Below are 23,204 nucleotides of genomic sequence, written 5' to 3'. Positions count from 1 at the left end.
TCATGGCTGATTACCAGGGTAAAAAAGTCGTCATTATCGGTCTGGGATTGACCGGGCTGTCCTGTGTGGATTTCTTTCTGGCGCGTGGCGTGACGCCGCGTGTGATGGATACCCGCGCAACGCCACCTGGCCTGGATAAATTGCCGGAAGCGGTTGAGCGTCATGTTGGCAGCCTGAATGATGATTGGCTGCTGGCCGCCGATCTCATCGTCGCCAGCCCTGGTATTGCCCTGGCGCATCCTTCTCTGAGCGCCGCTGCTGATGCAGGGATCGAAATTGTCGGTGACATCGAGCTGTTCTGTCGTGAAGCGCAGGCGCCGATCGTCGCGATCACCGGTTCCAACGGGAAAAGCACCGTCACCACGTTGGTGGGAGAAATGGCGAAAGCGGCTGGTGTGAACGTGGGTGTTGGCGGAAATATCGGCCTGCCCGCGCTGATGCTGCTGGATGACGAACGTGAGCTGTATGTACTGGAGCTGTCGAGCTTCCAGCTGGAGACAACCTCCAGCTTACAGGCCGTAGCCGCCACCATTTTGAACGTCACCGAAGATCATATGGACAGGTATCCGTTTGGCTTGCAGCAGTACCGTGCGGCCAAACTGCGCGTCTATGAGAATGCGAAAGTGTGTGTGGTTAATGCCGATGATGCGCTGACCATGCCGATTCGCGGGGCGGATGAGCGCTGCGTGAGCTTTGGCATCAACATGGGTGACTATCATCTCAATCGTCAGCAGGGTGAAACCTGGCTGCGGGTGAAGGGTGAAAAAGTCCTGAACGTGAAAGAGATGACGCTTACCGGCCAGCATAACTATACCAACGCCCTGGCGGCGCTGGCGCTGGCGGATGCTGCGGGTCTGCCGCGGGCATCCAGCCTGAAAGCGCTGACTACCTTTACCGGTCTGGCGCATCGTTTCCAGTTGGTACTGAATCATAACGGTGTGCGTTGGATCAACGATTCAAAAGCCACCAACGTTGGCAGCACAGAAGCGGCACTGAATGGTCTGCACGTTGACGGTACGTTGCACCTGCTGCTGGGCGGCGATGGGAAATCCGCCGACTTTACGCCGCTGCAACGCTACCTGACTGGCGACAACATTCGTCTTTACTGCTTTGGTCGCGATGGCGCACAGCTTGCTGCTCTGCGTCCTGAGGTTGCGGAACACACTGAAACCATGGAGCAGGTAATGCGTCTGCTCGCACCGCGTGTGAAGCCGGGTGATATGGTGCTGCTGTCGCCAGCCTGCGCCAGCCTTGACCAGTTCAAGAACTTTGAGCAACGCGGTGACGTCTTTACCCGTTTAGCGAAGGAGTTGGGTTGATGCGATTCTCTCTCCCTCGTCTGAAAATGCCGCGCGTACCGGGACTGGGTGTCCTGGCGTGGATCTTCGCGGCACTTAAAGGCTGGGTGATGGCTTCGCGTGATAAAGACGCGGACAGCCTGATCATGTATGACCGCATGCTGCTGTGGCTGACTTTTGGTCTGGCAGCGATCGGTTTTGTGATGGTGACATCGGCATCGATGCCCGTAGGGCAACGCCTGGCAGGCGATCCTTTCCTGTTTGCTAAGCGTGACGCGCTGTATATCTTCCTCGCGTTCTGTCTGGCGATGGTGACGCTGCGTCTGCCGATGGAGTTCTGGCAAAAGTACAGCACGACGATGCTGATCGCCTCGATCATCATGTTGTTGATCGTGCTGGTGGTGGGGAGCTCAGTTAACGGGGCATCGCGCTGGATCGCGCTGGGTCCACTGCGTATTCAGCCTGCGGAATTCACCAAGCTGTCGCTGTTCTGTTATCTCGCTAACTACCTGGTGCGTAAAGTCGATGAAGTGCGTAATAACCTGCGCGGCTTCTTAAAACCGATGGGTGTGATTCTGGTGTTGGCAGTCTTACTGCTGGCGCAGCCTGACCTTGGTACGGTGGTGGTGCTGTTTGTCACGACGCTGGCGATGCTGTTTCTCGCTGGCGCGAAACTGTGGCAGTTCATTGCCATTATCGGCATGGGGATTTCGGCGGTGGTGCTGCTGATCCTTGCCGAACCGTATCGTATTCGCCGCGTAACCTCCTTCTGGAACCCATGGGAAGATCCGTTTGGCAGCGGCTATCAGTTAACGCAATCGCTGATGGCTTTTGGTCGCGGTGAGGTTTGGGGTCAGGGGTTAGGTAATTCAGTGCAAAAACTGGAGTATTTACCGGAAGCGCACACCGACTTCATCTTCGCCATCATTGGGGAAGAGCTGGGTTATATCGGTGTGGTATTGGCACTTTTAATGGTATTCTTCGTCGCTTTTCGCGCGATGTCGATCGGTCGCAAAGCACTGGAAATTGACCACCGTTTTTCAGGCTTTTTAGCCTGCTCCATCGGGATTTGGTTTAGCTTCCAGGCCCTGGTAAACGTCGGCGCGGCAGCAGGTATGCTGCCAACAAAAGGTCTGACGTTACCGCTGATCAGTTATGGTGGTTCCAGTTTGTTGATTATGTCGACGGCCATCATGTTTTTGTTACGTATTGATTATGAAACGCGTCTGGAAAAAGCCCAGGCGTTTACACGAGGTGCACGATGAGTGGTCAACCGAAGCGGTTAATGGTGATGGCAGGCGGTACCGGCGGGCATGTGTTCCCGGGGCTGGCGGTCGCGCACCATTTAATGGCCCAGGGCTGGCAGGTTCGTTGGCTGGGCACCGCCGATCGTATGGAAGCGGACTTAGTGCCGAAGCATGGCATTGAAATTGACTTTATTCGCATCTCCGGTTTGCGTGGCAAAGGTGTCAACGCGCTGCTTGCCGCCCCCGTGCGTATTTTTAATGCCTGGCGTCAGGCGCGCGCCATCATGAAGCAGTTTAAGCCTGATGTGGTGCTGGGGATGGGCGGTTACGTGTCCGGCCCTGGCGGTCTGGCTGCCTGGTCATTAGGCATTCCGGTTGTCCTGCATGAGCAGAACGGCATTGCGGGATTAACTAACAAGTGGCTGGCGAAGATTGCAACGAAGGTGATGCAGGCTTTTCCTGGCGCTTTCCCGAATGCGGAAGTGGTGGGTAACCCAGTACGCACCGACGTTCTGGCGCTGCCGTTGCCCGAAGCGCGTCTGGCGGGGCGTGAAGGCCCGGTTCGCGTGCTGGTCGTCGGGGGATCTCAGGGCGCACGCGTATTGAACCAGACGATGCCGCAGGTTGCCGCAAAGCTTGGTGACGCGGTGACTATCTGGCATCAGAGTGGCAAAGGCGCGCAGCAAACCGTTGAACAGGCGTATGCCGACTCGGGACAACCGCAGCACAAGGTCACTGAGTTTATTGATGATATGGCAGCCGCCTACGCGTGGGCGGATATCGTAGTTTGTCGCTCCGGCGCGCTGACGGTAAGCGAAATTGCCGCTGCGGGTTTACCTGCGCTGTTTGTACCTTTTCAGCATAAAGACCGACAGCAGTACTGGAATGCGCTGCCGCTGGAGAAAGCGGGCGCCGCCAAAATTCTTGAGCAGCCGCAGTTTACTGTGGATGCCATCGCTAACACCCTTTCCGGGTGGTCGCGAGAAACTTTATTAACCATGGCAGAACGTGCGCGCGCCGCTTCCATTCCGGATGCTACAGAGCGTGTTGCTAATGAAGTGAGCCGGGCTGCCCGGGCGTAATTGTGGTGATGCCTTTTGCATCGCATGAACTAAGAAGTTAATGGCTAAAGAATGAATACACAACAACTGGCAAAACTGCGTTCCATCGTGCCCGAAATGCGTCGCGTTCGGCACATTCACTTTGTCGGCATCGGTGGTGCTGGTATGGGCGGTATTGCCGAAGTTTTGGCCAACGAAGGTTATCAGATCAGCGGTTCTGACTTAGCGCCGAACCCGGTGACGCAGCAGTTGACGAATCTGGGCGCCACGATTTTCTTCAACCATCGCCCGGAAAACGTGCGTGATGCGAGCGTGGTGGTGGTATCCAGCGCCATTTCTGCGGATAACCCGGAAATTGTTGCGGCGCATGAAGCGCGCATTCCGGTGATCCGTCGTGCTGAAATGCTGGCGGAGTTAATGCGATTTCGTCACGGTATCGCCATTGCCGGGACGCATGGTAAAACCACGACCACAGCGATGGTCTCCAGTATCTACGCGGAAGCGGGGCTGGATCCGACGTTTGTCAACGGCGGTCTGGTGAAGGCCGCAGGCGTCCATGCGCGTCTGGGTCATAGCCGTTATTTAATTGCGGAGGCGGATGAGAGCGATGCGTCATTCCTGCATTTGCAGCCGATGGTGGCGATTGTTACCAATATCGAAGCCGATCATATGGATACCTACCATGGCGACTTCGAAAATTTGAAGCAGACGTTTATTAATTTCCTGCATAACTTGCCGTTTTATGGTCGTGCGGTGATGTGCGTTGACGATCCGGTGATCCGCGAGTTGTTGCCGCGAGTTGGTCGTCAAACCACAACCTATGGTTTCAGCGATGATGCTGATGTGCGCGTCGAAGATTACCAGCAGATTGGTCCACAAGGGCACTTCACGCTGCTGCGTCAGGGGATGGCCGATTTACGCGTGACGTTGAACGCACCGGGCCGTCACAATGCGCTGAACGCGGCGGCGGCGGTAGCAGTTGCAACAGAAGAAGGCATTGAAGACGACGCAATTCTGCGCGCGCTGGAAAGTTTCCAGGGCACCGGACGACGTTTTGACTTCCTTGGCGAATTCCCGCTTGAGCCGGTAAACGGTAAAGCCGGGACGGCGATGCTGGTGGATGATTATGGTCATCACCCTACGGAAGTGGATGCCACGATTAAAGCTGCACGCGCGGGCTGGCCGGACAAAAATTTGGTGATGCTGTTCCAGCCGCACCGCTTTACGCGTACTCGCGATCTGTATGACGACTTTGCCAACGTGCTGACTCAGGTCGATGCACTGTTGATGCTGGATGTGTACGCCGCGGGTGAAGCCGCGATTCCAGGAGCCGACAGCCGCTCGCTGTGCCGTACGATCCGTGGTCGCGGTAAGATCGACCCGATTCTGGTATCCGATCCGGCTCAGGTGGCAGATATGCTGGCGCCGGTATTAACCGGCAACGATCTGATTTTGGTGCAGGGCGCTGGAAATATCGGCAAAATCGCGCGTTCCTTAGCTGAAATCAAACTGAAGCCGCAAAACCCGGAGGAAGAACAACATGGCTGATAAAATCGCGGTCCTGTTAGGGGGAACCTCCGCAGAGCGTGACGTTTCGCTGAATTCCGGCGCGGCCGTACTGGCAGGGTTACGCGAAGGTGGTGTGGATGCTCATCCAATTGACCCAAAAGAGGTTGATGTCACGCTTTTGAAATCGATGGGTTTTCAAAAGGTGTTTATTGCGCTGCACGGTCGTGGTGGTGAAGATGGCACGTTGCAGGGCATGCTGGAGCTGGTTGGTCTGCCGTACACCGGTAGTGGCGTCATGGCTTCTGCGATTTCGATGGACAAACTGCGCAGCAAACTGTTGTGGCAGGGGGCTGGTTTACCGGTCGCGCCTTGGGTCGCATTGACCCGCGCTGAGTTCGAAAAAGGTCTTAGCGATGAGGTGGTTACGGAGATTTCTGCGTTAGGTTTGCCGCTGATTGTGAAGCCAAGCCGTGAAGGCTCAAGCGTAGGGATGTCAAAAGTTGAAGAAGAAAATGCTTTGCATGGTGCATTAGCATTGGCTTTTCAGCATGATGAAGAAGTACTGATCGAAAAATGGCTCAGTGGCCCGGAATTTACAGTTGCGATACTTGGTGAAGAAATTTTACCGTCAATACGTATCCAACCCGCGGGAACCTTCTATGATTATGAGGCGAAGTATCTCTCTGATGAGACACAATATTTCTGCCCTGCCGGTCTGGAAGTCGAACAAGAGGCCCGTTTACAGGAATTAGTCCTGAAAGCGTGGACCACATTGGGCTGTAAAGGTTGGGGTCGCATTGACGTCATGCTGGACAGCGATGGCCAGTTTTATCTGCTGGAAGCGAATACCTCTCCGGGTATGACCAGCCACAGTCTGGTGCCGATGGCGGCGCGTCAGGCGGGCCTGAGCTTCTCGCAGTTGGTGGTAAGAATTCTGGAGTTGGCGGACTGATATGTCGCAGGCTGCGCTGAACACGCGAAACGGTGATGAAGAAGAAGTAAACTCCTCACGCCGCAATAATGGAACGCGTCTTGCAGGAATATTGTTCCTGCTGACAGTGCTGTGCACCGTGTTTGTCAGCGGCTGGGTAGTGTTGGGATGGATGGAAGATGCGCAACGTTTGCCTTTATCGAAACTGGTGTTAACCGGCGAACGACATTACACGCGCAATGACGATATTCGTCAGTCCATTTTGGCGCTGGGCGCTCCGGGAACCTTTATGACTCAGGATGTGAACATCATTCAGAGTCAAATTGAACGCCTCCCCTGGATTAAACAGGCGAGCGTCAGAAAGCAATGGCCCGATGAATTGAAGATTCATCTGGTTGAATATGTGCCCATTGCGCGTTGGAATGACCAACATATGGTGGATGCTGAAGGAAATACGTTCAGTGTTCCAACCGGTCGGGCCAATAAGCAGGTATTACCCATGTTGTATGGGCCGGAAGGCAGCGCAAGTGAAGTGTTGCAAGGGTTCCGCGATATGGGGCAGGTGCTGGCTAAGGATAGATTCACCCTGAAGGAAGCGGCGATGACCGCTCGTCGTTCCTGGCAGTTGACGCTGAATAACGATATTAAGCTGAATCTGGGCAGGGGCGATACGATAAAACGTTTGGCTCGCTTTGTGGAACTCTACCCGGTTTTACAGCAGCAGGCGCAAACCGATGGCAAACGGATTAGCTACGTTGATTTGCGTTATGACTCAGGAGCGGCAGTAGGCTGGGTTCCCTTGCCTCCTGAGGAATCTAATCAGCAACAGAATCAGGCACAGGCAGAACAACAATGATCAAGGCGACGGACAGAAAACTGGTAGTTGGACTGGAGATTGGCACCGCGAAGGTAGCCGCTTTAGTAGGGGAAGTTCTGCCCGACGGTATGGTCAATATCATTGGCGTGGGCAGTTGCCCATCGCGAGGTATGGATAAAGGCGGGGTGAATGACCTTGAGTCAGTGGTGAAGTGCGTACAGCGCGCCATTGACCAGGCTGAACTGATGGCAGATTGCCAGATTTCCTCGGTGTATCTGGCACTTTCCGGTAAACATATTAGCTGTCAAAATGAAATTGGTATGGTGCCCATTTCCGAAGAGGAAGTGACGCAGGAAGATGTGGAAAACGTGGTACATACGGCAAAATCCGTACGCGTTCGCGATGAACATCGTGTTCTGCACGTTATTCCGCAGGAATACGCCATCGACTACCAGGAAGGCATTAAAAATCCGGTCGGTCTTTCCGGCGTGCGTATGCAGGCAAAAGTCCATCTTATTACCTGCCACAACGACATGGCAAAGAACATTGTCAAAGCCGTTGAACGTTGTGGTCTGAAAGTTGACCAACTGATTTTTGCCGGGTTGGCAGCCAGTTATTCCGTGTTGACGGAAGATGAACGTGAGCTGGGTGTCTGCGTGGTGGATATTGGTGGTGGTACAATGGACATCGCCGTTTATACTGGCGGGGCGTTGCGCCACACTAAAGTTATCCCTTATGCAGGGAATGTAGTGACCAGCGATATCGCGTATGCCTTTGGTACGCCGCCAAGCGATGCTGAAGCCATCAAAGTGCGCCATGGTTGCGCGCTGGGCTCCATCGTGGGTAAAGACGAAAGCGTTGAAGTGCCAAGCGTAGGTGGTCGTCCACCGCGTAGCCTGCAACGTCAGACCCTGGCAGAGGTCATTGAGCCGCGTTATACCGAGCTGCTCAACCTGGTCAACGAAGAAATTTTGCAATTACAAGAACAGCTTCGCCAGCAGGGTGTGAAACATCATCTGGCGGCGGGGATTGTGTTAACCGGTGGCGCTGCGCAAATTGAAGGTCTTGCGGCCTGCGCACAGCGCGTGTTCCATACGCAAGTACGTATTGGCGCACCGCTGAATATCACTGGTCTGACGGATTATGCCCAGGAGCCGTATTATTCAACGGCAGTGGGGCTGCTTCACTACGGGAAAGAATCCCATTTGAGTGGTGAGGCTGAAGTTGAAAAACGCGTTACGGCATCAGTTGGCTCGTGGATCAAACGACTCAATAGCTGGCTGCGAAAAGAGTTTTAATTTTTAAAGAGACCAACGCACATTAACGGTCTCAGGCGACAGGCACAACGGAGAGAGAAACTATGTTTGAACCTATGGAACTTACCAATGACGCGGTGATTAAAGTCATCGGCGTCGGCGGCGGCGGCGGTAATGCCGTTGAACACATGGTGCGCGAGCGCATCGAAGGTGTTGAATTCTTCGCGGTGAATACCGACGCTCAGGCGTTGCGTAAAACGGCGGTTGGACAGACCATTCAGATTGGTAGCGGCATCACCAAAGGTCTGGGCGCGGGTGCAAACCCGGAAGTAGGCCGTAATGCGGCAGACGAAGATCGTGAAGCTCTGCGTGCAGCGCTTGACGGCGCAGACATGGTGTTTATCGCAGCTGGCATGGGCGGCGGTACCGGTACCGGTGCAGCGCCAGTGGTTGCTGAAGTAGCAAAAGATTTAGGTATTCTGACCGTTGCTGTCGTGACTAAGCCTTTCAACTTTGAAGGTAAGAAGCGTATGGCATTCGCGGAACAGGGTATCACCGAGCTGTCCAAACATGTGGACTCTCTGATCACTATTCCGAATGACAAGCTGCTGAAAGTGCTGGGTCGCGGTATCTCCCTGCTGGATGCGTTTGGCGCAGCGAACGACGTGCTGAAAGGCGCAGTCCAGGGTATCGCTGAACTGATTACTCGTCCGGGCCTGATGAACGTCGACTTTGCAGACGTGCGCACCGTGATGTCCGAAATGGGCTACGCGATGATGGGTTCAGGCGTGGCAAGCGGTGAAGACCGTGCAGAAGAAGCGGCTGAAATGGCTATCTCTTCTCCGCTGCTGGAAGACATCGATCTGTCTGGTGCGCGCGGCGTGCTGGTCAACATTACTGCGGGCTTCGACCTGCGTCTGGATGAGTTCGAAACCGTCGGTAACACGATTCGTGCCTTTGCATCGGATAATGCGACCGTGGTTATCGGTACCTCCCTGGACCCGGATATGAACGACGAACTGCGCGTGACCGTTGTTGCAACTGGAATTGGTATGGACAAACGTCCTGAAATCACTCTGGTGACCAACAAGCAGGTACAGCAGCCGGTAATGGATCGTTACCAGCAGCACGGCATGGCGCCGTTGACGCAAGAGCAGAAACCGGTAGCGAAAGTGGTTAACGACAATACGCCGCAAACCACCAAAGAGCCGGATTATCTGGATATCCCAGCATTCCTGCGTAAGCAAGCTGATTAAGAATTAGCTGGAATTTGGGAATTGTGGCTCTTTGTGCTAAACTGGCCCACCGAATGTATAGTACACTTCGGTTGGATAGGTAATTTGGCGAGATTATACGATGATCAAACAAAGGACTCTTAAACGTATCGTTCAGGCGACTGGCGTCGGTTTGCATACCGGCAAAAAAGTCACCCTGACATTACGCCCTGCGCCGGCCAACACCGGGGTCATCTATCGTCGCACCGACTTGAATCCTCCGGTAGATTTCCCGGCCGATGCCAAATCTGTGCGTGATACCATGCTCTGTACGTGTCTGGTCAATGAGCATGATGTACGGATTTCAACCGTAGAGCACCTTAATGCTGCTCTGGCGGGTTTAGGTATCGATAACATCGTTATTGAAGTTAACGCACCGGAAATCCCGATCATGGATGGCAGTGCCGCTCCGTTCGTTTATCTGCTGCTTGATGCAGGTATTGAAGAACTGAGCAGCGCCAAAAAATTTGTTCGCATCAAAGAGACCGTTCGTGTCGAAGATGGCGATAAGTGGGCTGAGTTTAAGCCGTATAATGGTTTTACGTTGGATTTCACCATCGACTTTAACCATCCGGCGATCGACTCCAGCACGCAGCGCTACGCGATGAACTTCTCTGCGGATGCGTTCATGCGTCAGATCAGCCGTGCGCGTACTTTCGGCTTCATGCGTGATATCGAATATCTGCAGTCCCGCGGCCTGTGCCTGGGCGGCAGCTTCGATTGTGCCATCGTTGTTGACGATTATCGCGTATTGAACGAAGACGGCCTGCGTTTTGAAGATGAATTCGTTCGTCACAAAATGCTCGACGCGATCGGTGACTTGTTCATGTGTGGTCACAACATTATTGGTGCATTTACCGCGTATAAATCCGGTCATGCATTGAATAACAAACTGTTGCAGGCGGTCCTGGCAAAACAGGAAGCCTGGGAATATGTGACCTTCCAGGACGATGCAGAACTGCCGTTGGCGTTCAAAGCACCATCGACCGTACTGGCATAACGACATACGCTGTCGCATAAATTCGACTGGTAAATCTGGCACTCTCTCCGGCCAGGTGAGCCAGTCGTTTTTTTATCTTCCGAGTGCAAACCACCTTATCTGAAGCGACTTTTTCCCCACAGGTAGATTAAAATACCGTTCGATCGCTGCTTTCTTAAGCATATTTACCCGCGACTTGCTGTCATTACTGCTGTGGTGCGAACGCATTAATGGTAAGATTTGTGCGCAAAAAATGGTTTTGCATTTGTAACCCCAAACGCAGGGTATATCAGGTGGCAATAACGTGAGTGGAATACTGACGCGCTGGCGACAGTTAGGCAGACGGTACTTCTGGCCGCATCTCCTGTTGGGGATGGTCGCGGCTAGTTTTGGCCTGCCCGCGCTCGGTAATGCTGCTGAACCTAATACCCCCGCGAAGGCGACCGCCAGCAATCACGATCAAGGTGCTAAAGTTAACTTTAGCCAGCTTGCTTTGCTGGAAGCGACTAATCGCCGCCCAAATTTTACCGTCGATTACTGGCATCAACATGCCATTCGTACGGTTATCCGCCATCTTTCTTTTGCCATGGCGCCTCAGGCGTTGCCCGTTGCCGAAGAGCCATTGCCAATCCAGGCGCACCATCTTGCGTTACTGAATACGCTCAGCGCGATGCTGACGCAGGAAGGCACTCCGCCCGCGACAGTAAGTCGCGTGACATACGCACACTTTACCTCTCAGGCCGCGTTTAGCGTTCCGGTCTGGATCAGCCAGCTGCAGGGTATCCGCGCTGGTCCTCAACGCCTCAGCTAAAAAAGAACCTTCCAACTTATAATTTTTGACTCCGCACCGCGGGGCGTTTGAGATTTTATTATGCTAATCAAATTATTAACGAAAGTATTCGGTAGCCGTAACGAGCGTACGCTGCGTCGTATGCGTAAAGTGGTCAATGTCATCAACGCGATGGAACCGGAGATGGAAAAACTCTCCGATGATGAACTGAAAGCGAAGACCGCTGAATTCCGCGCCCGTCTGGAAAAAGGTGCCAGCGTTGAGAGCCTGATCCCGGAAGCGTTCGCCGTAGTGCGTGAAGCGAGTAAGCGTGTGTTCGGTATGCGTCACTTCGACGTTCAGCTGCTGGGCGGTATGGTGCTTAACGATCGCTGCATCGCGGAAATGCGTACTGGTGAAGGTAAAACCCTTACCGCGACGCTGCCAGCCTACCTGAACGCATTAAGCGGGAAGGGCGTACACGTGGTTACCGTGAACGACTATCTGGCTCAGCGTGATGCCGAAAATAACCGCCCGCTGTTTGAATTCCTCGGCATGACCGTTGGTATCAACATGTCTGGCCTGCCTGCGCCAGCCAAGCGTGAAGCCTACAACGCCGATATTACTTACGGTACCAACAACGAATACGGCTTTGACTACCTGCGTGACAACATGGCGTTTAGTCCGGAAGAGCGTGTTCAACGTAAACTGCACTATGCGCTGGTCGATGAAGTCGACTCCATCCTGATCGATGAAGCGCGTACGCCGCTGATCATTTCCGGCCCGGCTGAAGACAGCTCGGAAATGTACAAAAAAGTGAATAAAATCATCCCGCACCTGATCCGTCAGGAGAAGGAAGATTCCGACACGTTCCAGGGCGAAGGCCACTTCTCTGTTGATGAGAAAGCGCGCCAGGTTAACCTGACCGAGCGTGGTCTGGTACTGATTGAAGAGTTGCTGGTTAACGAAGGCATTATGGACGAGGGCGAGTCACTGTACTCTCCGGGCAACATTATGCTGATGCACCACGTGACTGCCGCACTGCGTGCGCACGTGCTGTTTACCCGTGACGTAGACTACATCGTGAAAGACGGCGAAGTTATCATCGTCGATGAACACACCGGTCGTACCATGCAGGGGCGTCGCTGGTCCGATGGTCTGCACCAGGCTGTTGAAGCTAAAGAAGGCGTAGAGATCCAGAACGAGAACCAGACGCTGGCATCTATTACCTTCCAGAACTACTTCCGTTTGTACGAAAAACTGGCCGGTATGACCGGTACAGCCGACACTGAAGCGTTTGAATTTAGCTCCATCTACAAACTGGATACCGTGGTTGTGCCGACCAACCGTCCGATGATCCGTAAGGATTTACCGGATCTGGTGTACATGACCGAAGCGGAAAAAATTCAGGCGATCATTGAAGATATTAAAGAACGTACTGCAAATGGCCAGCCGGTGCTGGTAGGTACTATCTCCATTGAAAAATCGGAAGTAGTGTCTAACGAGCTGAGCAAAGCGGGTATCAAACACAATGTTCTGAACGCCAAGTTCCACGCCAACGAAGCTGCAATCGTTGCCCAGGCGGGTTACCCGTCAGCCGTGACTATCGCGACGAACATGGCCGGTCGTGGTACCGATATCGTACTGGGCGGTAGCTGGCAGGCGGAAGTTGCCGAGCTGGAAAACCCAACTCCTGAACAAATCGCGCAGATTAAAGCCGATTGGCAGGTTCGCCATGACGCGGTATTAGCTGCCGGTGGCTTGCATATTATCGGTACCGAGCGTCACGAATCTCGCCGTATCGATAACCAGCTGCGTGGTCGTTCGGGTCGTCAGGGTGATGCGGGCTCTTCCCGTTTCTATCTGTCGATGGAAGATGCGCTGATGCGTATTTTTGCCTCTGACCGCGTGTCAGGCATGATGCGTAAACTGGGTATGAAGCCTGGCGAAGCCATTGAACACCCATGGGTGACCAAAGCAATTGCTAACGCGCAGCGTAAAGTGGAAAGCCGCAACTTCGATATTCGTAAGCAGCTGCTGGAATATGATGACGTTGCCAACGATCAGCGTCGTGCTATCTACACCCAGCGTAACGAACTGCTGGACGTAACTGACGTTAGCGAAACCATCAACAGCATCCGTGAAGATGTCTTCAAAGCAACTATTGATGCCTATATTCCGCCGCAGTCTCTGGAAGAAATGTGGGATATCCCGGGTCTGCAGGAACGTCTGAAAAACGACTTCGATCTTGAGATGCCGATTTCAGAGTGGCTGGATAAAGAGCCTGAGCTGCACGAAGAAACGCTGCGTGAACGTATCCTGGCAAACGCCATCGAAGTTTATCAGCGTAAAGAAGAAGTTGTGGGCGCGGAGATGATGCGTCACTTCGAAAAAGGCGTGATGCTGCAAACTCTCGACTCTCTGTGGAAAGAGCACCTTGCTGCGATGGACTATCTGCGTCAGGGTATCCACCTGCGTGGTTATGCGCAAAAAGATCCGAAGCAGGAATATAAGCGTGAATCCTTCTCTATGTTTGCCTCAATGCTGGAATCACTGAAATACGAAGTGATCAGCACCCTGAGCAAAGTTCAGGTGCGTATGCCTGAAGAAGTCGAAGCCATGGAGCAGCAGCGTCGTGAAGAAGCTGAGCGCTTAGCGCAGATGCAGCAGTTGAGCCATAAAGGCGACGATTCTGCCGCGGCAGAAGAGCTGGCAGCACAAACCGGCGATCGTAAAGTGGGTCGTAACGATCCGTGTCCTTGCGGCTCTGGCAAAAAATACAAACAGTGCCACGGCCGTCTGAGCTAAGAAAATAACTTACTGAAAAGGCGCAGAATTCTGCGCCTTTTTTATGGACGATAAAGATGAAAATACTGCAAATCGCCGTCGGGATTATTCGTAATCAGCAACATGAAATTTTTATCACCCAGCGTGCGGCTGATGCCCACATGGCAAATAAGCTGGAATTCCCCGGCGGGAAAATTGAAGCGGGCGAAACGCCGGAGCAGGCGCTGATTCGCGAGCTACAGGAAGAAGTGGGGATCACGCCGACTCAAAGCTCATTGTTCGAAAAGCTGGAGTATCAGTTTCCGGACAGGCATATCACTCTGTGGTTCTGGCTGGTTGAAAGCTGGGAAGGCGAGCCGTGGGGAAAAGAGGGGCAACCGGCGCAGTGGATTGCGCAAGATGCTCTGAATGCGCAGGATTTCCCGCCCGCGAATGCACCGGTCATTGAAAAGCTGATTGCTGGCTAATGGCGCTATAGGCCGGATAAGGCAACGCCACATCCGGCAAATTATGGCGGGGGCGCTACACTTGCTCGCCCTACGTTTTAGTTCTTAGGCCTGATAAGCGCAGCGCCATCAGGCAAAACAACATAAAATGCCGGATGCGGCGTTACCTAATCCGACCCACCGTTTTAGCAGAATTACTTCTGTTCTTCACTCCAGTCGTCGCTTTCTGACAGATCACCAGAGCTTGGGATGCGTTTCTCTTCTGCGGCCCACTCTCCCAGATCGATTAACTGGCAGCGCTTACTGCAGAATGGGCGAAACGGACTGACCTCAGCCCATACTACAGGCTTGCCGCAGGTTGGGCAGTTGACGATGGTTTGTTCAGACATGTTGACTCCTTAACAGCACGCCAGTTCAAAATCGAGGCGCTCAGGCACCTGACCATTCTCGCTATCCAGCGGCATAAAGCGGATGGCAAAACGGCTCTTATGACCAGAAATTTGCGGATAAAGCAGCGAATCAAGCGGCAGCTGCAAGCGCAGCAGATCTGCATCTTCGCCGTTGTCCTGATAAAAACCATTCAGGCTGGTTTGCTTACGAAACGGTGCTGAGTTGCGAATTAAATCCAGTACCAGCGACAGCGCCTGGTTGAGCGGATTCAGGCTGGCAAGCCAGGTTTCAACCTGCGCGTCACGATGCGACTGTGCCAGGTGTAACCAGATATGCAGAGTCGGCAGATCGAAACTGCAGCACCCGCCAGGAATACTTAAACGCTGACGTACGAGACCAATCAGACGATCTTCGCGCAGCGTCTGTCCAATACGCGGGGCAGAAATCAGAATGCTGCCTGCACTTTTTAGCTGCTGACGCAAAGAGTCGATTCTGCTTTGATCGACGCCGGGAACTTCGACCCAGGCCTGGAGTTTACGCTGCTGTCGCTCCAGTTCTTTGAGGAGTTCGGTACGGACTTCGCCGCGTTCAAATACATCCAGCAAATCTCCGATATTGCGGAAAAAATGCAGAGCGCCGGCATGATCAGTAATGGGCAAATTAACGGAGAGCTGTTGGATTAAAAACTCAATGCGCAGCCATGTACGCATCTTCTCATTGAGAGGGTGTTCAAAAAGGACCTGGGTGTGCATTACGGTTTTTCCTGTGAGACAAACTGCGACGCGCATTGCAAATAGAGCGCGTGCAGGCGGGCGACATCCGAGGCGATGGCTTCCGGTGCGCCATTATTATCAATAACATCGTCTGCCACGGCCAGCCGCGCTTCACGCGTTGCCTGGGCAGCAAGAATTTGTTCAACATGCTCACGCGTGACGTCATCACGCTGCATGGTGCGTCTGAGCTGGGTTTCGGGGGTGACATCCACCACGAGTACGCGGTCGGCTTTTTTATACAGCGAATTTTCCACCAGCAAAGGGACAACCCATAGCAGATAAGGAGAGGTTGCTTGCTGAAACTGACGCTGGGTTTCCTGCTGAATAAGCGGATGAAGCAGGGCATTCAGCCAGCTTTTCTCCTCAGGATTGGAAAAAATGCGTTCGCGTAAAATGCGTCGCTGCAACGATCCGTCTGCGGCTATAACGTCGGAACCAAAATGTTCTTCGATCGCCTTAAGAGCAGGTGTGCCGGGTTCAACCACCTGGCGCGCAATAATATCTGCATCAATGACGTTTATTCCGAGGTCAGCGAACGCATTTGCAACGGTGCTTTTACCACTGCCAATGCCGCCGGTTAAGGCTACCGTATACCTCATAGATGCCGATCCTGGAGTTTAAGTTTGATTATCAAACAGTTAAAAGTTATGCGTGCGAAGGCGAGGCTGCTGCAGGATTAACCTACTATTCGCCAGGTAAATTTATGGGATTGTAGCGTAAAAAAAGAGAATTTCGCAGTCTTGCGCGGCATTGATTAGTGCGTATGATAGCGTCACTGGAGTTGTGAGTTTCGATTTTTCGCCATTAACCCCAGGAATCCGCACATGCGTATCGAAGAAGATCTGAAGTTAGGTTTCAAAGACGTTCTTATCCGCCCTAAGCGTTCTACTCTCAAAAGCCGTTCCGATGTTGAGCTGGAACGTCAATTTACCTTTAAGCATTCAGGTCAGACCTGGTCCGGCGTACCTATTATTGCCGCGAACATGGACACTGTCGGGACGTTTGCCATGGCAACGGCACTGGCATCTTTCGACATCCTGACCGCTGTGCACAAACACTATTCTGTTGAAGACTGGGCCGCCTTCATCGCAGAGAGCTCTGCCGATGTGCTTAAACACGTAATGGTTTCAACCGGTACGTCTGATGCAGATTTCGAAAAAACTAAACAGATTCTGGCGCTCAACCCCGCGCTGAACTTTATCTGCATTGATGTGGCTAATGGCTACTCAGAGCATTTTGTTCAGTTCGTGTCGAAAGCGCGTGAAGCATGGCCGACTAAAACGATCTGTGCGGGCAATGTGGTCACCGGTGAAATGTGCGAAGAGCTGGTGCTCTCCGGTGCTGATATTGTCAAAGTCGGCATTGGCCCAGGTTCTGTATGTACCACGCGTGTAAAAACCGGCGTTGGCTATCCACAGCTTTCTGCGGTTATTGAATGCGCCGATGCAGCCCACGGTCTGGGTGGCATGATTGTCAGCGACGGCGGCTGCACCATGCCGGGTGACGTGGCAAAAGCGTTCGGTGGCGGCGCAGACTTCGTGATGCTCGGCGGCATGCTGGCTGGTCATGAAGAAAGTGGCGGCAAAATTGTTGAAGAAAACGGTGAGAAATTCATGCTGTTCTACGGTATGAGCTCTGAATCTGCCATGACGCGTCACGTAGGTGGTGTTGCACAGTACCGCGCTGCAGAAGGTAAAACCGTCAAGCTGCCACTGCGCGGCCCGGTTGATAATACCGCTCGCGATATCCTCGGTGGTTTGCGTTCTGCTTGTACCTATGTGGGCGCATCCCGTCTGAAAGAGCTGACCAAACGTACAACGTTTATTCGTGTACAGGAACAAGAAAACCGCGTTTTCAATAGCCTGTAAGAACAGCTAGTTCTGTAAATGCCTGATGGCGTTACGCCGCCATCCGGCATTTGAATCTATGCTACCCCGCTCATCGCATCTCCCAAATGGAAAATCGGTAAATACATCGCGACGACCAGCGTACCGATGATAAGCCCCGTAATGACCAGCAACGCAGGCTCAAGTAATGCAGCCAAATTCTCAGCCTGAGCCAGGGTTTTCTCGCCATGGTGATGAGCAAGATTACGCAGCATTGCATCCAGCGAGCCGGAAGCTTCACCCGTTCTGACAAGCTGTATACACAATGGGCTGAATTCACAGCTATTTTTAAGCGCTAACCAGATCGGTTTTCCAGAGCTGATGTCCTGCTGAACCAGTGCTAAACGTTGCGACCAGAAAGGGTTAGCCAGCGTTTCGGTAACGCTCTCAAGACCCTGCAAAAAGGGAATGCCCGCATTTTGCGTTAACGCCAGAACAGTGAATATCTGCGTGAGTTTTTGCCCTCTCACCATCGTCCCTATGACCGGGAGGCTGAGCAGCAATTTCTGGCGCAGAATGAGCCAGTACGGTTTCTGCTTTATCAAATGATGTGTGGCAACTGCTACCAGGCCAAGCGCTACCGCCAGCCATCCCCATTGGCTGCTACAGTGTGCGATGGTAATAATCCACTGAGTGAGCGCCGGTAGCGGGGGTGTTGAACGTCTGGTAGATAGCGGCAAACTCAGGGAGTACAAACTGCAGCATCGCAAATACGACCATCACCGCCATTGTTATGATGATGATCGGATAGCGCAGGGCTTTTTTAACTTTATCGGCAAGTTGCTGTTGTTTCTTTTGCTGGTAGGCGAGTTCAAAACAGCAGTCGTCCAGCTTACCCGTAAGTTCTCCGGTACGGATCATTGCCTGGTAAAGGGGCGGAAAAACGTGTTGCCATTGTGATAACGAGACGGAGAGGGTTATGCCCTGTTCCATATCGTAAGCCAGCGTACGCAGTAGCGCCTGCCATTGAGTGCTGGGATGCTGTTCAGCAAGCAGAGCTAGCCCTGTTGAGAGCGTTAACCCTGCCTTTAGCAATGTCGCCAACTGGTGTATGGTTTCGGCACTTCTTGTACGGCTCCAGTGCGAGATTTTGACACGCATACGTTTAATGCGCAGCGGCGTAATCTGTTGTTCCTCAAGAGTCAGCATCAATGACGGTCGGGTATCGGCCCATAGCGTTCCTTCCAGAGATTTACCTTCGTTGTTAATGCCTTGCCAGCGCCAAAGCTGTTTAGCGGACATGAGGCATGCCCAGTACACGAATCAGCTCTTCAAATGTCGTTAACCCTTGCTCGACGGCCTGACAGCCATTCTCGAAAAGCGTTCTCATTCCTGATTGCTGAGCATCAGATTCCACTTCGTCTACGGATGTGCCACTGGCAATACTCTGACGTAATGCCGGAGTAACCGGGAGGACTTCAAACAATGCCGTACGGCCATAAAATCCGTGATAACAATGTTTGCAGCCAGGGGCCTGCCAATTCGGTAGTGGTGTAGGCCAGACAGTTTTCGGGAGCGTGATAGGCGTACTCTGACGTTGTCGGCAATGGGGGCACAACTTTCTGACCAACCGCTGTGCAATAACGAGCGTCAGCGCGGAGGCGATCATCCAGCGTGCGACACCCATTTGTTGCAGGCGCACCAGCGTTTCACTGGTGGAATTGGTATGCAGCGTAGAAAGAACCAGATGGCCTGTTTGTGCGGCTTTAAGGGCTATTTCGGCCGTTTCGCCATCGCGGATTTCACCCACCATGATAATGTCGGGATCCTGGCGCAGCAGCGCGCGTAAGACTCCCTGAAAAGTCAAACCGGCGCGTGGGTGAATTTGCGTCTGGTTGAGGCCTGCGATCGGGATCTCTACCGGATCCTCCACGCTACAAAGATTCACATCCGGGGTGTTTCGGGTTTGCAGCGCACTGTACAGCGTGACCGTTTTGCCGCTTCCGGTAGGCCCGGTAACCAGAATCAGCCCCTGAGGCTGCTGCAAGGCTTGCGAAAATGCGGCCAGCTGCGCGTCTTGCATTCCCAGCGCCGCGATCTCCAGTGACTGATCGACCTGATGAAGTAGCCGTAACACGACTTTTTCGCCGTAGCGACAGGGCAGGGTGGCGATGCGAAACGAGACCGGCTCTCCTGAAATCTCAACGGTAAATTGTCCGTCTTGTGGAAGCCGATGCTCGGCGATATCCAGGCTGCCTAATACTTTTAACCTTGCGGTGATGGCAATGCCCATCTCGGTCGTGACTTCCGGTAAAGCGTGAAGCACGCCATCTACGCGTAATCTGATTCGATAGTGATTTTCTTCGGGTTCAAAATGAATATCAGAAGCCCGTTGCGTCAGAGCGGAATGAAACGTCTGATTCAGCAAGTCTGCTGCGCTGGCGCTGCTTTTCGTGACCACTGCCGGGAGCATTTTCTGCGGTGTATGCGTGTGGCCTTCCATTTGCTGACGTGTCCAGCAGACAATGTCGATGCGTCGGGTGGTGGCAAAATGCAGCGCATCCAGCAGCTCGTGTGATGGGGCGTCTACGACGGCGATATGTACCACTTCATTGTCTGCATCCAGTAATATTGCCTGATAACGTTGGCATAGTGCCGTAAGTTGGGTGGTATTCATCTCTGTTCCTTAGTGGGTATCGAAGCGGAAAACGTCTTCACAGGCCTGCTGCAATGCGCTGTCGTTCTGGATGACGCAGTTTCGGTTCCAGCCGGTAATGCCGTTGGCATTGTCCCAACCTGGCGTCATGGTGATGCTTAGCCCGTTCAGGCTTTCCTGCCCACTAAGACTGACAACTCCCTTTTCAACGCTCATGGCTGAGACGTAACGGGTAGTTGTTGGAGAGGGAATACCATTCGTTCCGGCATCGCAGGTATTTGTTCCGCCATGCTCCAGTGCACAGAGCTCAACCGCCGTGCGATAGGGGACAAAGGTTTGCAGCATGTCCGTCAGCGCGGCTTTGCGCAGATAGTTTTGATATGCCGGAATGCCGATGGCGCTAAGGATGGCAATAATGCCAATCACCACCATGAGTTCGATAAGCGTAAAGCCTCGTTGCTTGTTCATCGTTCGCTCCTTGAGTTTGCTGGCGCTACTTTGGCAAACCGACGGGAGGACGGCGAGAGACAAAAAACAAAACGGGAAAGCGGGTTCAGAGGATTTTTACGAAATTACAGAGTCAGACAATGTATTTGCGAAGAGACTCGAAGAAACTGCCGGGTGGTGGTGTAAATGCCGTATTCGGCTTACGGAATAAACCTGTGTAGTAGGCCCGATAAGCGAAGCGTCATCGGGCAATACAATCAGCAATTAGCGAAATCGCATGGAGAGATCGAGTGCGCGAACATGTTTGGTCAGCGCGCCAACGGAGATAAAGTCCACACCGGTTTCGGCAAATTCGCGCAGCGTTTCATGGGTGACGTTGCCCGACACTTCCAGACGCGCCTGGCCGTTGGTGCGTTTTACCGCTTCGCGCATTTGGTCAGTTTCGAAGTTATCGAGCATGATGATATCGGCCCCGGCTTTCAGCGCGTCGTCCAGTTCATCCAGGCTTTCTACTTCGACTTCAACCGGCACATCCGGGTGCAACCAGAAGGCTTTTTCGACGGCCTGACGTACCGAGCCGGAAGCAATAATGTGGTTTTCTTTAATCAGGAAGGCGTCGGACAGCCCCAAACGATGATTCGCGCCGCCGCCGCACAATACGGCGTATTTTAGCGCGGTACGCAGTCCCGGCAGGGTTTTACGCGTATCCAGCAGTTGGGTCTTGGTTCCCGCTAGCAGGTCGACGTATTTACGCACTTCGCTCGCTACACCTGAAAGCGTCTGCACAAAATTCAGCGCAGTACGTTCACCGGTCAGTAAAACGCGGGAAGGGCCGTCCAGTTCAAACAGCGGCTGATTGGCCTTTATGCTGTCGCCATCTTCGACATGCCAAGTGATGTTGACATCATCGCCAGCCAGCTGAATAAAGACCTCTTCCACCCAACGTTTTCCACAAAAAACGCCATCTTCGCGGGTGATTACGGTGGCATGGGAGCGCATGTCTTCGGGTAAAAGCTGTGCGGTGATATCGTTATTGGCATCAACTTCTCCGCCTAAATCTTCACGCAGCGCCTGAGCTACAGCGGCAGGGATATCCAGATTTATGCGTTCCAACAGCGCGTCACGTCGGTAGTCAGGGTTATAGCGGCGAGGCGGCATGATAAAACTCCAAATTGCTAACGAATCATAAGGTGGAAACATGCTACCCTGAACCTGATATGAGCACCACCAATAAGGAGATTCTGCATGTTGTTAGACGAGGGCTGGCTGGCAGAGGCGCGACGCGTTCCCTCTCCGCATTACGATTGCCGCCCGGATGACGAAAACCCTTCTCTGCTGGTGGTGCATAATATCAGCCTGCCGCCCGGCGAGTTTGGCGGCCCGTGGATAGACGCGCTGTTTACGGGCACGATTGATCCCAACGCCCATCCTTATTTTGCCGGGATCGCCCATCTGCGTGTTTCGGCCCATTGTTTGATTCGCCGTGACGGTGAAATCGTGCAATATGTGCCTTTTGATAAACGCGCCTGGCATGCGGGTGTGTCGAGCTATCAAGGGCGAGAGCGCTGTAATGATTTTTCAATTGGTATTGAGTTGGAAGGGACGGATACGCTGGCCTATACCGATGCGCAGTATCAGCAACTGGCTGCCGTGACGAATACTCTGATTACGCGTTATCCGGCCATTGCTAACAACATGACAGGACATTGCAATATTGCGCCCGAGCGTAAGACCGATCCCGGGCCGTCCTTTGACTGGGCAAGGTTCCGCGCCCTGGTCACCCCCTCGTCGCACAAGGAGATGACATGACGCTGTTTACAACATTATTGGTGTTGATTGTTGAACGCCTGTTTAAGCTGGGTGAGCACTGGCAGCTTGATCACCGGATTGAAGCTTTTTTCCGCCGGACTAAGCATTTCTCGATGATGCGTACGGTAGGCATGACTCTGATTGCGATGGGAGTGACATTTCTGCTACTGCGCGCACTTCATGGGCTGTTGTTTAATGTTCCGTTGCTGGTGGCGTGGATCTTAATTGGCTTGCTGTGCATCGGTGCTGGCAAGGCGCGCCTTCACTATCACGCTTACCTGAACGCGGCTGCTCGCGATGATGCTCACGCCCGTGATGCGATGGCCAGCGAGCTGACGCTTATCCATGGGGTTCCGCCGGACTGCGATGAGCGTGAATTCTTGCGCGAACTGCAGAACGCGCTGTTATGGAACAACTTCCGCTTTTATCTGGCGCCGTTATTTTGGCTGATTGTCGGTGGTCCGTGGGGACCTGTGACGCTGGTTGGTTATGCCTTTTTACGCGCCTGGCAGTCCTGGCTGGCGCGCTATCAGACACCGCACCAGCGTCTGCAATCAGGTATTGATGCGATCCTGCATGTGCTGGATTGGATCCCGGTGCGTCTGGCGGGCGTGGTCTATGCGCTGTTGGGACATGGTGAGAAGGCGCTGCCGGCCTGGTTTGCCTCGCTTGCGGATCTGCACACGTCGCAATATCAGGTGCTTACGCGTCTGGCGCAGTTCTCGCTGGCGCGTGAACCGCACACCGATAAAGTCGAAACGCCAAAAGCCGCTGTTTCGCTGGCGAAGAAAACCTCGTTTGTGGTGGTGGTGGTTATTGCGGTGCTCACCATTTATGGGGCATTAGTATAGCGTTGTGCCGGATGGCGCTAATGCTTATCCGGCCTACAATGAAAAACGTGTAGGCCCGGTAAGCGTTAGCGCCACCGG

21 protein-coding genes and 1 pseudogene are annotated in these 23,204 nt (G+C 53.3%); 15 read left to right on the top strand and 7 right to left on the bottom strand.

What is annotated here, in order from left to right; genetic code table 11:
• Positions 1 to 2: 2 nt before the first annotated feature.
• The 12 genes from murD to mutT all read left to right on the top strand — a co-directional run bounded on the left by murD (position 3) and on the right by mutT (position 14,395).
• Positions 3 to 1,319, top strand: a complete 1,317-nt coding sequence (gene murD, locus OGX97_RS04280) for a UDP-N-acetylmuramoyl-L-alanine--D-glutamate ligase (RefSeq protein WP_279850899.1) — start codon at positions 3 to 5, stop codon at positions 1,317 to 1,319.
• Positions 1,319 to 2,563 (top strand): cell division protein FtsW, encoded by a 1,245-nt coding sequence (gene ftsW, locus OGX97_RS04275; protein ID WP_003829529.1) that lies wholly within the window; start codon positions 1,319 to 1,321, stop codon positions 2,561 to 2,563. The genes murD and ftsW overlap by 1 nt, the downstream gene beginning before the upstream one ends.
• Positions 2,560 to 3,627: an undecaprenyldiphospho-muramoylpentapeptide beta-N-acetylglucosaminyltransferase gene (murG, locus tag OGX97_RS04270; protein WP_235125444.1), complete on the top strand. Its 1,068-nt coding sequence runs from the start codon at positions 2,560 to 2,562 to the stop codon at positions 3,625 to 3,627. The genes ftsW and murG overlap by 4 nt, the downstream gene beginning before the upstream one ends.
• A gap of 51 nt (positions 3,628 to 3,678) precedes the next feature.
• Positions 3,679 to 5,154 carry a UDP-N-acetylmuramate--L-alanine ligase gene (gene murC, locus OGX97_RS04265; protein ID WP_003018763.1) on the top strand — a complete coding sequence of 492 codons (1,476 nt, stop codon included), beginning with the start codon at positions 3,679 to 3,681 and terminating at the stop codon, positions 5,152 to 5,154.
• Positions 5,147 to 6,067: a D-alanine--D-alanine ligase gene (locus OGX97_RS04260; protein ID WP_048214939.1), complete on the top strand. Its 921-nt coding sequence runs from the start codon at positions 5,147 to 5,149 to the stop codon at positions 6,065 to 6,067. Before murC ends, OGX97_RS04260 begins: the two co-directional genes overlap by 8 nt.
• A 1-nt stretch (position 6,068) precedes the next feature.
• A complete protein-coding gene (gene ftsQ, locus OGX97_RS04255; RefSeq protein WP_003018758.1) occupies positions 6,069 to 6,902 on the top strand; it encodes a cell division protein FtsQ in 834 nt (277 codons plus the stop codon).
• Positions 6,899 to 8,161, top strand: a complete 1,263-nt coding sequence (gene ftsA, locus OGX97_RS04250) for a cell division protein FtsA (protein WP_003018755.1) — start codon at positions 6,899 to 6,901, stop codon at positions 8,159 to 8,161. Before ftsQ ends, ftsA begins: the two co-directional genes overlap by 4 nt.
• Before the next feature lie 62 nt (positions 8,162 to 8,223).
• Complete coding sequence (gene ftsZ / locus OGX97_RS04245; protein ID WP_003018753.1) at positions 8,224 to 9,375, top strand: cell division protein FtsZ; 1,152 nt, start codon at positions 8,224 to 8,226, stop codon at positions 9,373 to 9,375.
• 100 nt (positions 9,376 to 9,475) lie between these two features.
• Complete coding sequence (lpxC, locus tag OGX97_RS04240) at positions 9,476 to 10,393, top strand: UDP-3-O-acyl-N-acetylglucosamine deacetylase (protein ID WP_006686706.1); 918 nt, start codon at positions 9,476 to 9,478, stop codon at positions 10,391 to 10,393.
• A 283-nt stretch (positions 10,394 to 10,676) separates the two neighbouring features.
• On the top strand, positions 10,677 to 11,183 hold the full coding sequence (gene secM, locus OGX97_RS04235; RefSeq protein WP_003829520.1) for a secA translation cis-regulator SecM: 507 nt from the start codon (positions 10,677 to 10,679) through the stop codon (positions 11,181 to 11,183).
• A gap of 60 nt (positions 11,184 to 11,243) precedes the next feature.
• A complete protein-coding gene (gene secA, locus OGX97_RS04230) occupies positions 11,244 to 13,949 on the top strand; it encodes a preprotein translocase subunit SecA (protein ID WP_008786199.1) in 2,706 nt (901 codons plus the stop codon).
• Between the two features lie 56 nt (positions 13,950 to 14,005).
• Complete coding sequence (mutT, locus tag OGX97_RS04225) at positions 14,006 to 14,395, top strand: 8-oxo-dGTP diphosphatase MutT (protein WP_008786200.1); 390 nt, start codon at positions 14,006 to 14,008, stop codon at positions 14,393 to 14,395.
• Positions 14,396 to 14,568: 173 nt separating this feature from the next.
• Here the strand turns inward: mutT and yacG are convergent, their stop codons facing one another.
• The 3 genes from yacG to coaE are packed head-to-tail and all read right to left on the bottom strand — an operon-like array spanning position 14,569 to position 16,136.
• Positions 14,569 to 14,763: a DNA gyrase inhibitor YacG gene (gene yacG / locus OGX97_RS04220; RefSeq protein WP_003018740.1), complete on the bottom strand. Its 195-nt coding sequence runs from the start codon at positions 14,761 to 14,763 to the stop codon at positions 14,569 to 14,571.
• A gap of 9 nt (positions 14,764 to 14,772) precedes the next feature.
• Positions 14,773 to 15,516 (bottom strand): cell division protein ZapD, encoded by a 744-nt coding sequence (zapD, locus tag OGX97_RS04215; RefSeq protein WP_008786201.1) that lies wholly within the window; start codon positions 15,514 to 15,516, stop codon positions 14,773 to 14,775.
• Entirely contained in the window at positions 15,516 to 16,136 is a 621-nt protein-coding gene (gene coaE / locus OGX97_RS04210) for a dephospho-CoA kinase (protein ID WP_003829511.1), read from the bottom strand. Before coaE ends, zapD begins: the two co-directional genes overlap by 1 nt.
• 225 nt (positions 16,137 to 16,361) lie before the next feature.
• Between coaE and OGX97_RS04205 the strand changes: the two genes are divergently transcribed.
• Entirely contained in the window at positions 16,362 to 17,405 is a 1,044-nt protein-coding gene (locus OGX97_RS04205) for a GMP reductase (protein ID WP_003829510.1), read from the top strand.
• A 56-nt stretch (positions 17,406 to 17,461) separates the two neighbouring features.
• Here the strand turns inward: OGX97_RS04205 and hofC are convergent.
• The 4 genes and pseudogenes from hofC to nadC form a co-directional block, all read right to left on the bottom strand.
• A pseudogene (gene hofC, locus OGX97_RS04200) lies at positions 17,462 to 18,665 on the bottom strand (protein transport protein HofC).
• A complete protein-coding gene (gene gspE, locus OGX97_RS04195; protein ID WP_100271504.1) occupies positions 18,655 to 20,040 on the bottom strand; it encodes a type II secretion system protein GspE in 1,386 nt (461 codons plus the stop codon). The pseudogene hofC and the gene gspE overlap by 11 nt, the downstream one beginning before the upstream one ends.
• A gap of 9 nt (positions 20,041 to 20,049) precedes the next feature.
• On the bottom strand, positions 20,050 to 20,487 hold the full coding sequence (ppdD, locus tag OGX97_RS04190; RefSeq protein ID WP_032942370.1) for a prepilin peptidase-dependent pilin: 438 nt from the start codon (positions 20,485 to 20,487) through the stop codon (positions 20,050 to 20,052).
• 243 nt (positions 20,488 to 20,730) lie between these two features.
• A complete protein-coding gene (gene nadC, locus OGX97_RS04185) occupies positions 20,731 to 21,624 on the bottom strand; it encodes a carboxylating nicotinate-nucleotide diphosphorylase (RefSeq protein ID WP_003837454.1) in 894 nt (297 codons plus the stop codon).
• Between the two features lie 87 nt (positions 21,625 to 21,711).
• Here nadC and ampD point away from each other — a divergent pair, with 87 nt between their 5' ends.
• Entirely contained in the window at positions 21,712 to 22,275 is a 564-nt protein-coding gene (gene ampD / locus OGX97_RS04180) for a 1,6-anhydro-N-acetylmuramyl-L-alanine amidase AmpD (protein ID WP_008786207.1), read from the top strand.
• A complete protein-coding gene (gene ampE / locus OGX97_RS04175) occupies positions 22,272 to 23,126 on the top strand; it encodes a beta-lactamase regulator AmpE (RefSeq protein WP_128611342.1) in 855 nt (284 codons plus the stop codon). Before ampD ends, ampE begins: the two co-directional genes overlap by 4 nt.
• The last annotated feature ends 78 nt before the right edge of the window (positions 23,127 to 23,204 follow it).

The organism is Citrobacter sp. Cpo061, from assembly GCF_030332845.1.
Classification (GTDB): domain Bacteria; phylum Pseudomonadota; class Gammaproteobacteria; order Enterobacterales; family Enterobacteriaceae; genus Citrobacter; species Citrobacter portucalensis.
The sequence above is the reverse complement of the archived record's forward strand: the minus strand, read 5'-3'. Positions and strand labels throughout refer to the sequence as shown.

Coding starts and splice junctions, on each gene's coding strand:
- murD (WP_279850899.1), top strand. CDS start 3: ATGGCTGATTACCAGGGTAAAAAAGTCGTCATTATCGGTCTGGGATTG.
- ftsW (WP_003829529.1), top strand. CDS start 1,319: ATGCGATTCTCTCTCCCTCGTCTGAAAATGCCGCGCGTACCGGGACTG.
- murG (WP_235125444.1), top strand. CDS start 2,560: ATGAGTGGTCAACCGAAGCGGTTAATGGTGATGGCAGGCGGTACCGGC.
- murC (WP_003018763.1), top strand. CDS start 3,679: ATGAATACACAACAACTGGCAAAACTGCGTTCCATCGTGCCCGAAATG.
- OGX97_RS04260 (WP_048214939.1), top strand. CDS start 5,147: ATGGCTGATAAAATCGCGGTCCTGTTAGGGGGAACCTCCGCAGAGCGT.
- ftsQ (WP_003018758.1), top strand. CDS start 6,069: ATGTCGCAGGCTGCGCTGAACACGCGAAACGGTGATGAAGAAGAAGTA.
- ftsA (WP_003018755.1), top strand. CDS start 6,899: ATGATCAAGGCGACGGACAGAAAACTGGTAGTTGGACTGGAGATTGGC.
- ftsZ (WP_003018753.1), top strand. CDS start 8,224: ATGTTTGAACCTATGGAACTTACCAATGACGCGGTGATTAAAGTCATC.
- lpxC (WP_006686706.1), top strand. CDS start 9,476: ATGATCAAACAAAGGACTCTTAAACGTATCGTTCAGGCGACTGGCGTC.
- secA (WP_008786199.1), top strand. CDS start 11,244: ATGCTAATCAAATTATTAACGAAAGTATTCGGTAGCCGTAACGAGCGT.
- mutT (WP_008786200.1), top strand. CDS start 14,006: ATGAAAATACTGCAAATCGCCGTCGGGATTATTCGTAATCAGCAACAT.
- yacG (WP_003018740.1), bottom strand. CDS start 14,763: ATGTCTGAACAAACCATCGTCAACTGCCCAACCTGCGGCAAGCCTGTA.
- zapD (WP_008786201.1), bottom strand. CDS start 15,516: ATGCACACCCAGGTCCTTTTTGAACACCCTCTCAATGAGAAGATGCGT.
- coaE (WP_003829511.1), bottom strand. CDS start 16,136: ATGAGGTATACGGTAGCCTTAACCGGCGGCATTGGCAGTGGTAAAAGC.
- OGX97_RS04205 (WP_003829510.1), top strand. CDS start 16,362: ATGCGTATCGAAGAAGATCTGAAGTTAGGTTTCAAAGACGTTCTTATC.
- gspE (WP_100271504.1), bottom strand. CDS start 20,040: ATGAATACCACCCAACTTACGGCACTATGCCAACGTTATCAGGCAATA.
- ppdD (WP_032942370.1), bottom strand. CDS start 20,487: ATGAACAAGCAACGAGGCTTTACGCTTATCGAACTCATGGTGGTGATT.
- nadC (WP_003837454.1), bottom strand. CDS start 21,624: ATGCCGCCTCGCCGCTATAACCCTGACTACCGACGTGACGCGCTGTTG.
- ampD (WP_008786207.1), top strand. CDS start 21,712: ATGTTGTTAGACGAGGGCTGGCTGGCAGAGGCGCGACGCGTTCCCTCT.
- ampE (WP_128611342.1), top strand. CDS start 22,272: ATGACGCTGTTTACAACATTATTGGTGTTGATTGTTGAACGCCTGTTT.